Origin of the sequence: Actinocrispum wychmicini (assembly GCF_004345645.1) — a bacterium.
Classification (GTDB): Bacteria; Actinomycetota; Actinomycetes; order Mycobacteriales; family Pseudonocardiaceae; genus Kibdelosporangium; species Kibdelosporangium wychmicini.
The window spans coordinates 189,109-203,245 of record NZ_SLWS01000005.1 but is presented as its reverse complement, the minus strand read 5'-3'; the positions used below and the strand labels follow the sequence as shown (position 1 = coordinate 203,245).

The 14,137-nt window shown below is 69.5% G+C and carries 11 protein-coding genes; 3 read left to right on the top strand and 8 right to left on the bottom strand.

The window, feature by feature from the left end; translation table 11 throughout:
• Nucleotides 1-125 precede the first annotated feature (125 nt).
• Nucleotides 126-1,046: a GbsR/MarR family transcriptional regulator gene (locus EV192_RS22895; protein ID WP_132118642.1), complete on the top strand. Its 921-nt coding sequence runs from the start codon at nt 126-128 to the stop codon at nt 1,044-1,046.
• Here the strand turns inward: EV192_RS22895 and EV192_RS22890 are convergent.
• The 3 genes from EV192_RS22890 to EV192_RS22880 are packed head-to-tail and all read right to left on the bottom strand — an operon-like array spanning nt 1,033 to nt 3,540.
• Complete coding sequence (locus EV192_RS22890) at nt 1,033-1,953, bottom strand: molybdenum cofactor biosynthesis protein MoaE (protein WP_132118640.1); 921 nt, start codon at nt 1,951-1,953, stop codon at nt 1,033-1,035. The two genes, EV192_RS22895 and EV192_RS22890, sit on opposite strands and share 14 nt — an antisense overlap.
• Nucleotides 1,950-3,332, bottom strand: coding sequence for an NAD-dependent malic enzyme (locus EV192_RS22885; RefSeq protein WP_132118638.1), 1,383 nt, complete (start codon nt 3,330-3,332; stop codon nt 1,950-1,952). Before EV192_RS22885 ends, EV192_RS22890 begins: the two co-directional genes overlap by 4 nt.
• 25 nt (nt 3,333-3,357) lie before the next feature.
• Complete coding sequence (locus EV192_RS22880) at nt 3,358-3,540, bottom strand: hypothetical protein (protein ID WP_132118636.1); 183 nt, start codon at nt 3,538-3,540, stop codon at nt 3,358-3,360.
• Nucleotides 3,541-3,624: 84 nt separating this feature from the next.
• On the opposite strand from EV192_RS22880, the gene EV192_RS22875 reads away from it, so the two are divergent.
• Nucleotides 3,625-5,892: a helicase-associated domain-containing protein gene (locus EV192_RS22875; protein WP_132118634.1), complete on the top strand. Its 2,268-nt coding sequence runs from the start codon at nt 3,625-3,627 to the stop codon at nt 5,890-5,892.
• A 2-nt stretch (nt 5,893-5,894) separates the two neighbouring features.
• On the opposite strand, the gene EV192_RS22870 is transcribed toward EV192_RS22875, so the two are convergent.
• The 5 genes from EV192_RS22870 to EV192_RS22850 form a co-directional block, all read right to left on the bottom strand.
• Nucleotides 5,895-6,797: a patatin-like phospholipase family protein gene (locus tag EV192_RS22870; RefSeq protein ID WP_132118632.1), complete on the bottom strand. Its 903-nt coding sequence runs from the start codon at nt 6,795-6,797 to the stop codon at nt 5,895-5,897.
• 109 nt (nt 6,798-6,906) lie between these two features.
• Nucleotides 6,907-7,515 (bottom strand): GTP-binding protein, encoded by a 609-nt coding sequence (locus tag EV192_RS22865; RefSeq protein WP_132118630.1) that lies wholly within the window; start codon nt 7,513-7,515, stop codon nt 6,907-6,909.
• On the bottom strand, nt 7,496-8,275 hold the full coding sequence (locus EV192_RS22860) for a DUF742 domain-containing protein (protein ID WP_243727005.1): 780 nt from the start codon (nt 8,273-8,275) through the stop codon (nt 7,496-7,498). Before EV192_RS22860 ends, EV192_RS22865 begins: the two co-directional genes overlap by 20 nt.
• A gap of 25 nt (nt 8,276-8,300) precedes the next feature.
• Nucleotides 8,301-8,726 carry a roadblock/LC7 domain-containing protein gene (locus tag EV192_RS22855; protein ID WP_132118628.1) on the bottom strand — a complete coding sequence of 142 codons (426 nt, stop codon included), beginning with the start codon at nt 8,724-8,726 and terminating at the stop codon, nt 8,301-8,303.
• Nucleotides 8,723-11,809 carry a sensor histidine kinase gene (locus EV192_RS22850; RefSeq protein ID WP_243727004.1) on the bottom strand — a complete coding sequence of 1,029 codons (3,087 nt, stop codon included), beginning with the start codon at nt 11,807-11,809 and terminating at the stop codon, nt 8,723-8,725. Before EV192_RS22850 ends, EV192_RS22855 begins: the two co-directional genes overlap by 4 nt.
• A 1,042-nt stretch (nt 11,810-12,851) precedes the next feature.
• On the opposite strand from EV192_RS22850, the gene EV192_RS22845 reads away from it, so the two are divergent.
• Complete coding sequence (locus EV192_RS22845; protein ID WP_165960552.1) at nt 12,852-13,889, top strand: ABC transporter substrate-binding protein; 1,038 nt, start codon at nt 12,852-12,854, stop codon at nt 13,887-13,889.
• The last annotated feature ends 248 nt before the right edge of the window (nt 13,890-14,137 follow it).

Sequence of the window (14,137 nt, the reverse complement as noted above, 5' to 3'; positions counted from 1 at the left end):
TGTTTCGCAGGTAACAAGGCATAAATTGATGCGACGTTGTGTCGGTGAACGCAACAGCTTGTTGCAATGTTCAGATCGTGAACGCACACTGGGGCTGATCAATCAGCAACGCGGAGGTGGACACGGTGGCGGGCGGCAGGCTCACCCAACGGGACCGGCAGCACATCGCGTCCGGACTGGCCGGCGGCCTCGGCTACGCCGAGATCGCGCGACGGCTGGACCGGCCGACCTCGACCGTCAGCCGGGAGATCGCCCGCAACGGCGGCCCCGGCGCCTACCAAGCCGACCAGGCCCACCGAGCCACCTGGCGGCGGGCCCGGCGGCCCAAGCTCACCACCGCTCGGCGACCGGCCATGCCAGGCGATCCAGTGGCGGCGCGAGACTTCGTGGAACGGTTCGCGGCGTTGCTGGTCCAGACCGGGATGCCGCGGATGGCGGCTCGCGTGTTCACCTGCCTGATCACCACCGACTCCGGTGCACTGACCGCCGTCGAGCTGGTGCAACGCCTGACGGTCAGCCCAGCGTCGGTGTCCAAGGCCGTCGGCTACCTGGAGTCGCTGGATCTGATCGAACGGGAACGCGGCCCGCGCCGGCAGGAGCGGTACCTGATCGACGACGACATCTGGCTGCGGACCTGGCTGACAAGTGCCAAGCAGAACGCGATGTGGGCGGACGCCGCCCAAGAAGGCGCCGACATCTTCGGCGCCGCCACCCCGTCCGGGGCGCGGATGGCGCAGATGGGCCGGTTCTTCGCCCAGCTCAGCCAGGACATGGCCGGCGATACCACACCACCAACCTCCGACGACGCGTTCACCGTGCTGGCGGCCCTCGTACACGCCCTCGGCGAACCACGCACCATCGACGAACTGGCCGTGGCCCTGGACTGGCCGAAGGACCGCGTCGCAACCGCGCTGAACGACGCCCGACGACGTCCAGACATGACCGACCCGGTCACCGTCCACCGGCTCGATTCAGGCGCCTACACCGCCGCCGCCAGACCCGGGCGACTGACCGCGGCCCAGCGCGAGGCCCTCAGGGGCAGTTGACCCACTCGTCGGTGCCGTCGGCGAAGGTCTGGTGCTTCCAGATCGGCAACTGCCGCTTCACCTCGTCCACCAGGTCCGAGCAGGCCTCGAACGCCTCCGCCCGGTGCTCACCGGACACCGCGCACGCCAACGCCACATCACCGATCCGCAACTGCCCGATCCGATGGCTCACCGCGACCCCACGAAGCCCTGGCCGAGACCCAGCGATCTTGGCGGCGACCCGTTCGATGACTTCGGCCGCACTCGGATGACCGCTGTACGCCAGCTCCCGCACCGCCCGGTTCCGGTCGTGGTCCCGCACAACTCCCGCGAAAGTGACCACGGCCCCAGCAGCGCGGTCCGCCACCAGCGACGCGTGCTCATCCACCGAAAGCGGCTCCTCGGTCACCACCGCGCGCACCACCCGAGCAGGCACGATCTGGCCCGCCTGCCGTGCGTGGTCACCACCACGCAACTGGTCCACCGCATGGTCAAGGACACCGTCCAGCACACCCAGACCGTCCCGGACCCCACCGGTGGAACCAGGCAGGTTCACCACCAGCGTCTTGCCCGCCACACCCGCCAAACCCCGGGACAGAGCCGCAGTGGGCACTTCGGGCTGCCCAGCCGCCCGCACAGCGTCCGCAAGGCCAGGGATCTCGTAGTCGAGCACACTGGACGTGGCCTCGGGCGTGCGATCGGTCGGCGTGATCCCCGTTCCGCCGGTCGTGATGACGACCGAAACACCTTCGGCGATCGCCTCACGCAGCGCCGAGGCGACCGGGCCGCCGTCCGGGACGACGATCGGCGCGGGCACGTCGTAGCCACGGACCCGCAGCCAGTCCACGATCACCGGGCCGGTCCGGTCCTCGTAGACCCCGGCCGCCGCACGATTGGAGGCCGTGATGACCCGCGCCGTGGACGTCACGCCGTTGCCGCCTTGCGGACCGCCTCGGCGACCGCTGGGGCGACGGCCGCGTCGAACACGCTGGGCACGATGAACGACGCGTTGATCCGGCCGCCGTCGGCGATGTCCGCGATGGCGTCCGCCGCGGCCAGGAGCATCGAATCGGTGATCGTGTTGGCATGCGCGTCCAGCAGCCCGCGGAAGACACCCGGGAACGCCAGGACGTTGTTGATCTGGTTCGGGTAGTCGCTGCGGCCGGTGGCGACGACCGCCGCGTACTGCTGGGCTTCCAGGGGGTCGATCTCCGGGTCCGGGTTGGCGAGCGCGAAGACGATCGCGTTCGACGCCATGGTCTTGACCTGCTCGGCGCCGAACAGGTTGGGCGCCGAGACACCGATGAACACGTCCGCGCCGACCAGCGCGTCGTGCAGGGTGCCGGACATGCCGTCCTTGTTGGTGGCCGCGGCGATCGAGATCAGGTTGGGGTCCAGGTCGCCACGCTCGCTGTGCACGATGCCGTCGATGTCCACGGCGACGATGTCCGCAGGCCCGCGATGCAGCAGCAGCCGGATGATCGCCGAGCCGGCCGCGCCGACGCCGCACACCACGATCTTGCAGTCCGCCAGGTCCCTGCCGACCACGCGCAACGCGTTGCGCAACGCGGCGACGACCACGATCGCGGTGCCGTGCTGGTCGTCGTGGAACACCGGGATGTCCAGCTTCTCCCGCAGCCGCGCCTCGATCTCGAAGCAGCGCGGCGCCGCGATGTCCTCCAGGTTGATGCCCGCGTACGCCGGGGCGATCAGCTCAACGGTCCGGATGATCTCGTCCGTGTCCTGGGTGTCCAGCACGATCGGCCACGCGTCCACGTCCGCGAACTTCTTGAAGAGCACCGCCTTGCCCTCCATCACCGGCAGGGCGGCGGCCGGGCCGATGTTGCCAAGACCCAGCACGGCCGAACCGTCCGTGACGACGGCGACGGTGTTGCGCTTGATGGTCAGGCGACGGGCGTCCTCGGGGTTCGCGGCGATCGCCTGGCACACGCGCGCGACACCGGGCGTGTACGCGCGGGACAGGTCGTCACGGTTGCGGAGCGCGACCTTGGAGTGGACCTCCAGCTTGCCGCCGAGGTGGATCAGGAACGTCCGGTCGGACACCTTGCGGACCGACACGCCGGGCATCTGGTCCAGCGCGTCCGTGATGTCCTTGGCGTGCTCGGCGGACGTCGCGTTGCACGTGATGTCCACGACCACCCGGTCGGTGTGCGACTCCACCACGTCGAACGCGGTGATGACACCGCCTACCCGGCCGACGGCCGAGGTCAGGTCGCCGGCGGCGCTCGCCGACGGCGGGGCCTCGACCCGGATGGTGATCGAATAACCAGGACCGGGTACCGGCATCTTCAGCTCCCCGCGCTATGACTGTTTACTTGTTGATCTCCGTCACCGGGTGCTCGTAGCCCAGGTCCTCGACAGGCAGCGGGAACGTCACGTCGCCGAACGGCGACAGCGCACCCTGCCGGTCCGCCACGAGCTCACTCACCGGGTGCTCACCGTCGGACGCGTCCGGCCAGGTTGGGTCGATCCGGTCCGGGTTGCCCTTCGCCACCGATCCTCCTCGAAGACTGCGGAATCCAGCCGTACGGTACCCGACCTCACACGTGGTCGTGCACGCACGTATACCGTGGTCAGAGTGTCAGGTTTCACGCTAACCGAGTGGCTGCGGGACCGGGATGACGCGCAGTTGGCCAGGCTGCTCGGCGCACGCCCTGACCTGGCCACGCCCGTGCCGGCCGACACGACCGTCCTCGCCACCCGGGCCGGCAGCCGCGCGTCGGTCGCCCGCGCCGCCGAGGGGCTCGACACGTTCACCCTGGCCGTGCTGGACGCCCTTCTGCTGTGCGACGCGGACACGCGGACCGTCCGGGTCGACGACGTCGCCGCCATGCTGGGCGCGAAGGTGCCGCGCAAACGTGTGCGTGCGGCCGTGGCCGCCCTGGTCGAGCTCGCTCTGGCGTGGGGGCCGGAGGACGCGCTGACCGTGGCACCGTCGGCCCGGGAGACCACCGGCCACTTCCCTGGCGGCCTTGGCGGCTATTCGACCGCGCTCGATGGCCAGGACGTCGCCGCGATGCTGGCCGCGCTCGCGGAGCCGGAGCGCAAGGTCCTGACCGCGTTGTCCGACGGCACCCCGACCGGCCGCACCAAGGACGCGGACCTGGTCGTCCCGATCGAGGAGGCCCGGACCCCGATCCAGCGGCTGCTGGCCCAGGGGCTGCTGCTGCGCCGGGACGCCGGGACGGTCGAACTGCCCCGACAGGTCGGGCTGGTGTTGCGCGGCGCCAACCCGATGGGCCAGCTCAGGTTCGACCCGCCGCCGGTGCAGACCACCGGCCACGATCCGGCCACAGTGGACGCGACAGCCGCCGGTGAGGCGATGGAGCTGGTGCGGCACACCGAAACCCTGATCACGTTGTGGTCCGCCGAACCGCCGCCCGTGCTGCGGACCGGCGGCCTCGGCGTCCGCGAGCTGCGCCGGTTCGCCCGGGACATCGGGGCGGACGAGCCGCGCGCCACCGTCATCGTCGAGATCGCGTACGGCGCCGGTCTGGTGACGGACACCGAAACCACTTCGCCGCAGTGGGCGCCGACAACCCACGCGGATGTGTGGCTGGCAGCGTCACCTCCGCAGCGTTGGGCGACGCTCGCGCACGCCTGGCTCGAACTCCCCCGCCTGCCCGGCCTGTCCGGCACGAAAGACCTCAAGGACAAGCTCGTCTCACCGCTGTCGGAGGAACTGCGGCGGCCCCTCGCGCCCGCCGGCCGTCGGCGGGTGCTCGGCACCCTCGCGGATCTCCCGCTCGGCACCGGGATGGACTCGGCCGACGAGGTCGCCGGTCTGCTCGCCTGGCGCGCGCCGCGCCGGGGTGGCCGGTTGCGCGACGAGACGGTTCGGTGGACGTTGCGCGAGGCCAACGCGCTCGGACTGGTGGCGTTCGGCGCCTTGACGTCCGCTGGCCATGCCTTGCTCGCGGACGGCCCGGCCGCGGCGGCCAAGCGGATGGTCGAGGCGATGCCGCAGCCGGTCGACCACGTCCTCGTCCAGGCGGACCTGACGGTCGTCGCACCGGGGCCGTTGGAACAGACGCTCGCGCAGGAGATCAACCTGGTCGCGAACGTCGAATCCGCCGGCAGCGCAACGGTCTACCGGGTCAGCGACGCGACCATCAGGCGCGCGCTGGACGCCGGCCGGACGTCAACGGACCTGCATGAACTGTTCCGCACACGTTCCCGCACGCCCGTGCCGCAGTCGCTGACGTACATGATCGACGACGTCGCCCGCAGGCACGGCTTGTTGCGCGGCGGCGCGTGCATGTCGTTCCTGCGGTGTGACGACGAGGTGTTGTTGACGCAGGTCGCGGCCAGTCCGGCCGGTGTCCGGCTGGAGCTTCGGAAGATCGCGCCCGGTGTCCTGGTCAGCCCGGTGCCGTTGGCGGACGTGCTGGAGGAACTACGGAACGCCGGGTTCGCGCCGTCCGCCGAAGGTCATGACGGTCAGCTGCTTGACTTGCGTACCAAGGGAATCCGCGTGCCGGTGCGGCAACGTCCGCGCTCCGGAACGTTGCCGAAGCCGCCGACGCCGGAGCAACTCGCGGACCTGATCAGCGCGTTGCGCGCGGGTGACCGTGCGGCCGCAACGCGCCGAGGGAAAACGGTGTCACCTGCTGCCGGCGCGGGCGCGGACACGTCGGCGACCATTGCGCTGCTTCAGGAAGCGGTCGCCCAGAGCCGAAGTGTGTTCATCGGTTACGTGGACTCCCGCGGCACGGCTTCGCAGCGTGTCATCGAACCGGTCCGGATCGGCGGCGGTGTCCTGGAAGGACTCGACTCCACCCGGTCCGAGCTGCACAGGTTCGCCCTGCACCGGATCACCGCAGTGTCCCTCGTGGACGAGGAATAGCGCTACGCGGCCAGTGCCGCGTGCACGGCCTGCCGGCCCAGCATCACCGCTCGGCGCAGAACCTTCGGGTCACGTTCCATCGCGGTCACGTTGGGCGCGCCGCTCGGCGGGCGAACCGACATCACCGACTGCATCTCAGTAAGCAGCTGTTCGTCGGCGACGTCCCGTTCGTGCTGCTCCCCCCAGACCTTCCGCAGGCCCGGGAACGCACGCGGGACGAGAATGTCGTGGCTGCGCGGCGGTTTCGCGGGCCGCTCGGTCGCACGGCGGGTCCTGAGCATCAGGATGTGCGTCGCCCCCTGCCCCAACGCCGTCCGGAACGGCAGCGGTTCGGCCACACCGGCGTCCACGAACCGCCGGCCGCCCAACCGGATCGGCCCACCGGCGAGAATCGGCAGGCACGTGGTGGCCCGCAGGGCGTTCTGCAGGTCCTCGACCTGGTGGATGTACGGCCGGAGATCCACCGAGTCGCCGGTGTCCGCGTCTGTCGCCAACGGGTGGTACGTCACCGGATTCGCCAGAATGGCCGGAAAGTCCATCGGCGTCACGTCCCGGTAGACCGTGTTGACGAGGTAGTCGGTGTCGAACACCGGCCGCCCGCGCAGGAACCGCCACGGGTTGACGACCCGGCGCATGATCTCCGGGTCCCACCACCCGCGCATCCCGGTGAGCGCCCGCCCGGACAGCAGCCACGCCCCGTTGAGCGCGCCGGCCGAAGATCCGTACACAGCGTCGAAACACCTGGTCAGACCGAGCTCTTCGAGCGCCATCACCATGCCGCTCGAGTACGTCCCCCGGCTGCTGCCGCCTTCGATCGCGAGCGCGATCCGGTGGCCGTCCGAGCGAAAACCGGGTCGGCTGCCATCAGCGTGTCGCCGCGAGATCAGGCGCATTACGGGGTGCACAGAGGAAAGTTTCGCACTGAGCCCCGCCGGTCCCGTGGCCAGGTTGAACCGCGCACACCACGTCCTTGTGAGTACCTGTGATGGCGCGGCACAGGTACTCACGGCGGGGTCAGACCGCGCGGGCCGACATCCGTTGGTGCATCGCGTGTTCCACCAGGGTGATCAGGCTTTCCTTGGTGGATTCGCGGTCTCGGGCGTCGCAGGTGACCACGGGGACCGAGGGTTCGATCGTGAGTGCGTCCCGGACGTCGTCGACCCGGTGGTGCAGCACGCGTTCGAAGCAGTTGATGGCCACGATGTACGGCAGTTGGCGGTCTTCGAAGAAGTCGATGGCGGCGAAGGCGTCGGCCAGGCGGCGGGTGTCGACCAGGACGATCGCGCCGATGGCGCCGCGCACCAGGTCGTCCCACATGAACCAGAACCGGTGCTGGCCGGGCGTGCCGAACAGGTACAGGATCAGGTCGGAGTCCAGGGACACCCGGCCGAAGTCCATGGCCACCGTGGTGGTGGTCTTGTTCGGGGTGGCCGAGAGGTCGTCGACGTCCTGGCTGGCCTCGGTCATCACGGCTTCGGTGGTCAGCGGCACGATCTCCGACACCGCTCCGACGAAGGTGGTCTTACCGACGCCGAAGCCTCCGGCCACGACGATCTTCGCGGACGTCGTCGCCTGACGCGCCACGGCCCGCGGGTTGTGCGGACTAGAGCCTGCGGAGCCCACTGAGCACCCTTTCCATGAACTCGATCGACGGCCGGTCGCCGACGACCATGCCGCTCTGGTGGATCAGCACGAGCCCCATGCCCGCCATGTCACCGATCAGCACCCTGGCCACCCCGAGGGGCAGCCTGAGGTGGGCGGCCACCTCGGCGACGGAACGAGTGTCCAGGCACAGTCCACAGATGGACCTGTGCTCCGGTAGCACCGCCGCTTCGGGCAGCCTGCCTCGGTCGCTGGTGGACACCAGCGCCTCGATCGCCAGGTCGTAGTCCGACCTGGTCCTGCCTCCGGTCTTGGTGTACGGACGGACCAGCGATCCGGTCTCGGCCACTGGCTCGGCCCTGACCGGGTCCTCCCATTCGGTGACGGCAGGTACTGCCGGCAACTGGTCGGAGTTCCAGTCGTTCTGCCTGGGCACCCCCGGGTCCCCGTACAGACTCGCGCCTGGGCCACCGAACAGTCGTGCTCGGTAGTCGCCCAGGTCGATCCGGTTCGGTGGATCCCCTAGTCCGTGCTCGGGCAGGTCCTCCCAACCTCGCTCCGGCATCTGTTCTTGCCTCCGCTCCGGCCGGCTCGGCAGCCGTTGGTCGTGCTCACCCAACGCTTCATCGGGCTCGTGATAGGACGCCTGTTCGGCGACAGCGCCCTCCTCTTCGGGGCCGCCTGCGTCCGGCTCTTCGAAGCGGAACCCGGTCTGCGCCCACTCCCGGTAGGAGAAGTCCGCGCCGAACCGGCCACCCGAGGCTCGGTGACCTCTAGCCATCTGCTCTCACCCCGCCCAAACCCGCTTATCTTCGCTGCGCGCCTTGCAGCTGGGCCCGTAGTTCGGGCGTCATCTGCTGGCCGACTCGCTCGACCAGAAGCGTCATCTCGTAGGCGACCAAGCCTATGTCGCAGTTCGGCGCGGCCAGGACGGACAGACACGATCCGTCCGAGATCGACATGAGGAAGAGATATCCCCGGTCCATCTCGACCACGGTCTGGTTCACCCCGCCGGCCTCGAAGCAGCGCGCGGCACCCGCGGTCAGGCTGACCAGCCCGGAGGCGACCGCGGACAGCTGCTCCGCCCGGTCCCGTGGCAGGCCCTGCGACCCCGCCAGCAGCAGGCCGTCCGCGGAGACCACCACCGCGTGCGCGACTCCGGGGACCTGCCGGACGAAATCGGTGATAAGCCAGCCGAAACTGCCGGGCTGGTGTGTCGTCGCGGTCGTCACTCCTGCTCCTCGTCTTGACGGATCTCGACTGAATCCTGGTCACCAGCGTAAGCGTCGACCATCGCGTGCCGACCCCTGCGGATTCCCTGCTGGAAGCTTGACATCCGACCACGGACCGCGTCAGCCGAACGCGGCGGCAACGCTGGGGTGCGTTGCGTCTGCGTCGGGCCGGTGGCGGTCGGCCGGGACGGTGCCGAACCCGGGATCAGCTGCGCTTTGGGTACCCGCTTGGGCAGACCGGCCGAGGTGATCACTTCGGGGGCGGCCTTGGTGAGGTTCTGCGCGGCGTGCCAGCCCTCGTCGCCCGGCGACTGCCAGGCCGACGTGGACGCCCGCACCGGCTCCGGTTCCTCGACGGGTGGCGCGGGTTCCGGCTCCGGCCGAGGTTGCGGAGCGGGCGGTTCGGCATGCCCGCCTGTTCCGTTCACCCCATTAGTGTGCGTCACCGGTGCCGGTGCCGGCGAGGGAACGATCGGCGGGACCGGCAACGGCGGTGCGACGGTGTCGTGACCGGCCGAGGTGATCCGCTCCGACGCCGGCGTCCGCTTGTCGCTGTCGCCCTCCTCGAACCACTGGGACAGCACGGCCTCGTAGATCGGCAGCCGCTCGGTCGGCGCGTCCAGGTCCCGGTTCTCCTGCTGCTGCGGCTGCTGCGGGTCCGGCCGGCGGGGCTGCTGGGCCTCGCGGGCGGCCTTCTGCTCGGCGAACGCGTCGCCGAAGAGCGACACCGCGGCCGGTTCCTCCGGCACCTCCGGCTCGAACGGCTGGACGACGGTGTGCGGCTCCGGGTCCTGCGGCCGGTCGAGCCGGCTGGGATCCCAGCGGACCGTCTGGTCCCCAGTGTTCGCTGGAGTGCCGTTCGTGGGGTTGTCCGTCGGCGACGGGTAGGTCTGCGGCGTGTACGGCGGCAACGAGCCGAGGCCGGGGTCCGAGTCCTCCGGCTTCACCCGCGGCAGGCTGCCGGTGAACGCGCTGGCGATGCCGCCGCCGGCCCGCGGCGGCGTGGTGCTCTGGCCGCCGCCGGTGGTCAGGCCGGCACCGGTGATCTCGCCGGGTGCCAGGGTCGGGATGCCGCCGGTGGGGGTCAGGTTGGTCGGCTGGACACCGCGCGAGGACTGGATCAGCGCGGCCGGCACGATGATCCGCGCGATCAGGCCGCCGTCGATGTCCTCGTTGTCCCGCAGGCGGACCTGGATGTTGTGCCGCTGGGCCAGCCGGGCCACCACGTACAGGCCCATTCGCCGGGTCACCGACACGTCCATGTCGGGCGGGTCGGCCAGGCGCCGGTTGGCCGTCTCGATCTCCTCAGGGGACATGCCCACACCCTGGTCGGTGATCTGGATGGCCAGTTCCTTCTTGCGGGTGGCGGCCATCCGGACGTTGACCTTCTTCTCCGGCTCGGAGAACGACGTGGCGTTGTCCAGCAGCTCGGCGATCAGGTGCACCAGGTCGTTGACGGCCCGGCCCTGCACCGCGACCTCGGGCGCGGACAGCACGTCGATCCGGGCGTACTGCTCCACCTCGGACACCGCGGCGCCCACCACGTCGGCGGCCGGCACCGGCCGGGTCAGCTGCCGGGACAGACCTGTGCCGGAGAGCACCAGCAGGCTTTCCGAGTTGCGCCGCATCCGGGTCGCCAGGTGGTCCAGCTCGAACAGGCTGGCCAGCTGGTCCGGGTCCTGCTCGTCCTGCTCCAGCCGGTCGATCAGGTTCAGCTGGCGTTCCACCAGCGCCTGCGACCGGCGGGACAGGTTGACGAAGATCGAGTTGACGTTGTCCCGCAACAGCGCCTGTTCGGCGGCCATTCGGACGGCCTGCTCGTGGACCGCGTCGAACGACCGGGCGACTTCACCGGTCTCCTCCCGGGTGAACACCGGCATCGGCTCGACCGCGTGCTTGGACGCCGCGACGGGGTCCGGGTCGGCCAGGATGCGCTGCACCGTCTCCGGCAGCCTGGTGTACGCGATGTCCAGGGCGTTGGTCCGCAGGGTCCGCAGCGGCTTCAGGATCGACCTGGTCACCATGGCCATCAGGATCAGCGCGATGACCAGCAGGCCGAGCACGATGCCCGCGTTGGTCCACGCGGAGTTCGTCTTGTCCAGGGCGAGCTGGTTGGCCCGGTCGCGCAGGGCGGACAGCAGCGTGTCCTCCACCTGGCGGAGCTTGTTCACGGTGGTGGTGCCGTCCTGGACCAGTTCACCCTGCGGGATGGTCAGGGTGGTGTCGCCGGACTCGGCCTTGTTGAACGCGGTCGACTTGATCCGCTCCCGGCCGTCCACCTCGGGACCGCTCACGGTGTCCGAGTAGAACTGCAGTTCCTGCGGGTTCGCGTTGGCCTGGAAACCGGAGCGGGCGGCCTGGAAGCTGGCCTCGGCTGCGCGGGTGTCGTCCAGCAGGCCGGACGGGAAGCTGTCGACCACCGCGGCGATCTGCAGGTCGGCGTTCTCCTCCGAGGCGAACTCCTTGGCCTCGGACAGCGCCTGGACCGTGGTGGCCTGGCGGAGCAGGTCGCGGTCGGTGACCGCGGTGTTGACCTCGCGGCCGAGCTGGACCAGCGACGTGATGATCGAGGTGTACGCGGCCTTGACCGCGAGGTGCGGGTACTGGGTCTCTTTGGCCGCTGTACGCAGCGCGTCCAGGCCGGCGAGGCGCTGCAGGCCGCGGTTGTAGCGGGCCCGCGCGTCCTCGTCGTCGGTACGCACGAGGTCCGCTGCCTTGGACAGCGACCGCCGGGCGTTCTCGACCGTGTTGACCTGCTGGTCGAGCTGGGCTCGGTCGGCGGACCGGCCGCGGGCCACGTTGTCCACCGCGAGGGTGCGCTCCTTCTGGAGCTCGTGCACGACGAGGGTGACGTTCCTGGCCAGGTCGACCTGGTTGACCGTCTGCTTGAAGTCGTCGGCGCTCTTGAGGTCCGCCTGGGCGCGAAGGAAGCCCAGGGCGAGCGCGGTGAGCGTCGGCACGATGAGAACCGCGAGGATCTTGGTACGCAACCGCCAGTTGCGCACACGCCACGGCGACCCCGCGCGGGCACCACGGGGGCCGGCGGGGCGGACGTCTTGAGGCCGGGGTCCTGTCTCGGTCATCTCGGCAGGCGTCATCGCCATCCGACTGTTCCCCGAGCTACCTGCGACCCCAGCGTTCTGGTCGGGCACTCCCAGCACACTCCCTGCGTTTGAGCCAGTAGCCCGGTACCCGGAAGGCCAGCTCCAACGGACGATTACCGCAATGAGTAGGACACACGCGCGCACGGTTCACACCGCGTCGCGCGGTACACCGAAACGTCAGGTCACATAGCTCCAGTCCTCACAACCTGTCGTTCACGGCGCGCGGCACCCATCCGCTCCGCCCGGTCCGGCGTCACCCGTCTGGGCGACGTTCCGGCGCGTAGCATTACGGCCCAAGGCCACCTTGGTCAACCCATCCCGACCTGGGCTGGCCGCCGCGACCGTGGTGTTCCCCTCGAGCCCGCCTGATTACCCGGCGACGGCATCGCCGTCAACCCGACATCCGGGCAGCCTCCTCACTACATCGGTGGCGCTTCCACCTCACTGTGGGTACGGAAGGTAGCGAAAACGAGGCCAAGATGTAAGCCCGCTGACGGGCATTGCCGGACTTTCGGTTCCCGCCACTGGCGTAGGGAAGGCCTGACCAGGATTACCGTAACGATCATTTTGTTGCGTCATGCGCCCCTTTGGAGCAGGCATTCCGCCGTTCGAGGGACACCCGTTCTCCCTACGCCACCATATGCTCCCGAGTAGTGACTCAGCGTACACGCGAGCTGCGTGCCGCCATTCGAGTGGTGTTGCCAGACTCGCCGGAGCACCTGTCCGCGCGTCCGGCCCGTGTCCGCTCTCACAAATCATCGGCCGCATAACCCGCACGCCGGACATCGGATGATCCCCGGCCGGCCGGCGGCCGTGGCGATCACTCCACGAACATCATTTTTCCGGCGACTGCTCCATTCGGGTTTTTGACCCGATTGTGCGACTTGCGCTGCCGAGGGAAACCGGTTCAGCACCCGTTGTGACCGAGCCGGACCGGTCCCTAGAGTGTCGCCGGTAGTCGGGGAGCGACTCTGCGAAAGATTCACTACGACTCGAACCCAATCCCATGAGGAGAGGCAAGATGCCTGGACGCGGGGGCACCGGCACGGTGCACCGGTCACGCGTGCGGATCCCGATCATCGCCGCCACCCTCGCCCTGCTGACCGCGGCCGCCGGCTGCGGAATGCTGGGCGGAAACAGCGGCGGCTCGGCCGACAAGCCGAACGGCGCGGCGGGCGCGCCGGAGAAGGCCAAGATCAAGGTGGGCGTCCTGCCCGTCGTCGACGTCGCCCCGCTGTACGAGGCGATCGAGAAGGGCTACTTCAAGGAGCAGGGCCTGGACGTGGATCCGGTCGTGCTGACGAGCGGCCCGCAGGGGGTCCAGCAGATCATCAGCGGTGACCTGGACATCGCGTTCACCAGTTACCCCGGCGCCTTCGCCGCGCAGGCCAAGGGCATGGCCAACCTGAAGATCGTGTCGGACGCGTACGCGGCCCGGCCCGGCCACCTGGTGCTGGTCGCCACGCCGAACTCCACGTTCAAGAAGCCGCAGGACGCCGTGGACAAGAAGATCGCCGTGACCAGCACCGGATCCATCTCCGACCTGGGCGTGATGTCGGTGCTGAAGACCCAGCAGGTGGACGTCAGCAAGATCAAGTGGGTGGCGATGGGCTTCCCGGCGATGGGGCCGGCGATGCAGAAGGGCGACATCGACGCGGCGGTCGTCGTGGAGCCGTTCGTGACCACCACCGAGAAGCAGTACGGCGCCGTGCCGGTGCTTGACGTGTCCACCGGGCCGACCGCGGACATCTCGTTGTCCGGCTGGGCCGCGGTGGACAAGCAGACCACCCAGAACCCGAAGACGTTCGCGGCGTTCCAGCGCGGGCTGGCCAAGGGCGTCACGGACGTCAAGAGCGACCGGTCCAAACTGGAGCCGCTGCTGGTCAAGTACGTCAAGGTCGACCAGGCGACGGCCGCGTTGGTGCACATCGCGGACTTCCCGGAGACGCTCGACCCGGTCCGGCTGCAGCGGGTGGCCGACCTGATGAAGGACTTCAACGTGATCCCCGAGAAGCTGAACGTGGCGCCGATGCTGCTGCCCGCGCCCAGCCAGAACTGATCTCCACCAGCAGGCTCTTCACCCACAGGCCCAGGGGCGGACGCTCCTGGGCCTGTCGGTTTCCTGAGGGCCGTCCGCCCGCACCAGGACCAGCGGGACAGGACCACTCGGAGTACACAGCTACTCCGCTATCGTTCACCCGTTCGGTCGATTTCACTCAGTAGTCGGTTACCGGTAACGGGGATCGGTTTGTCGAGTGCTGCCATCACTCTCTAGAGTGACCACCTGGCATCGCCGGGTTAACCCGT

What these genes read in the sequence shown, in the direction of transcription:
- EV192_RS22885 (WP_132118638.1), bottom strand. Translation starts at nt 3,332, where the DNA reads ATGCCGGTACCCGGTCCTGGTTATTCGATCACCATCCGGGTCGAGGCC.
- EV192_RS22860 (WP_243727005.1), bottom strand. Translation starts at nt 8,275, where the DNA reads ATGGCTAGAGGTCACCGAGCCTCGGGTGGCCGGTTCGGCGCGGACTTC.
- EV192_RS22850 (WP_243727004.1), bottom strand. Translation starts at nt 11,809, where the DNA reads ATGACCGAGACAGGACCCCGGCCTCAAGACGTCCGCCCCGCCGGCCCC.
- EV192_RS22845 (WP_165960552.1), top strand. Translation starts at nt 12,852, where the DNA reads ATGCCTGGACGCGGGGGCACCGGCACGGTGCACCGGTCACGCGTGCGG.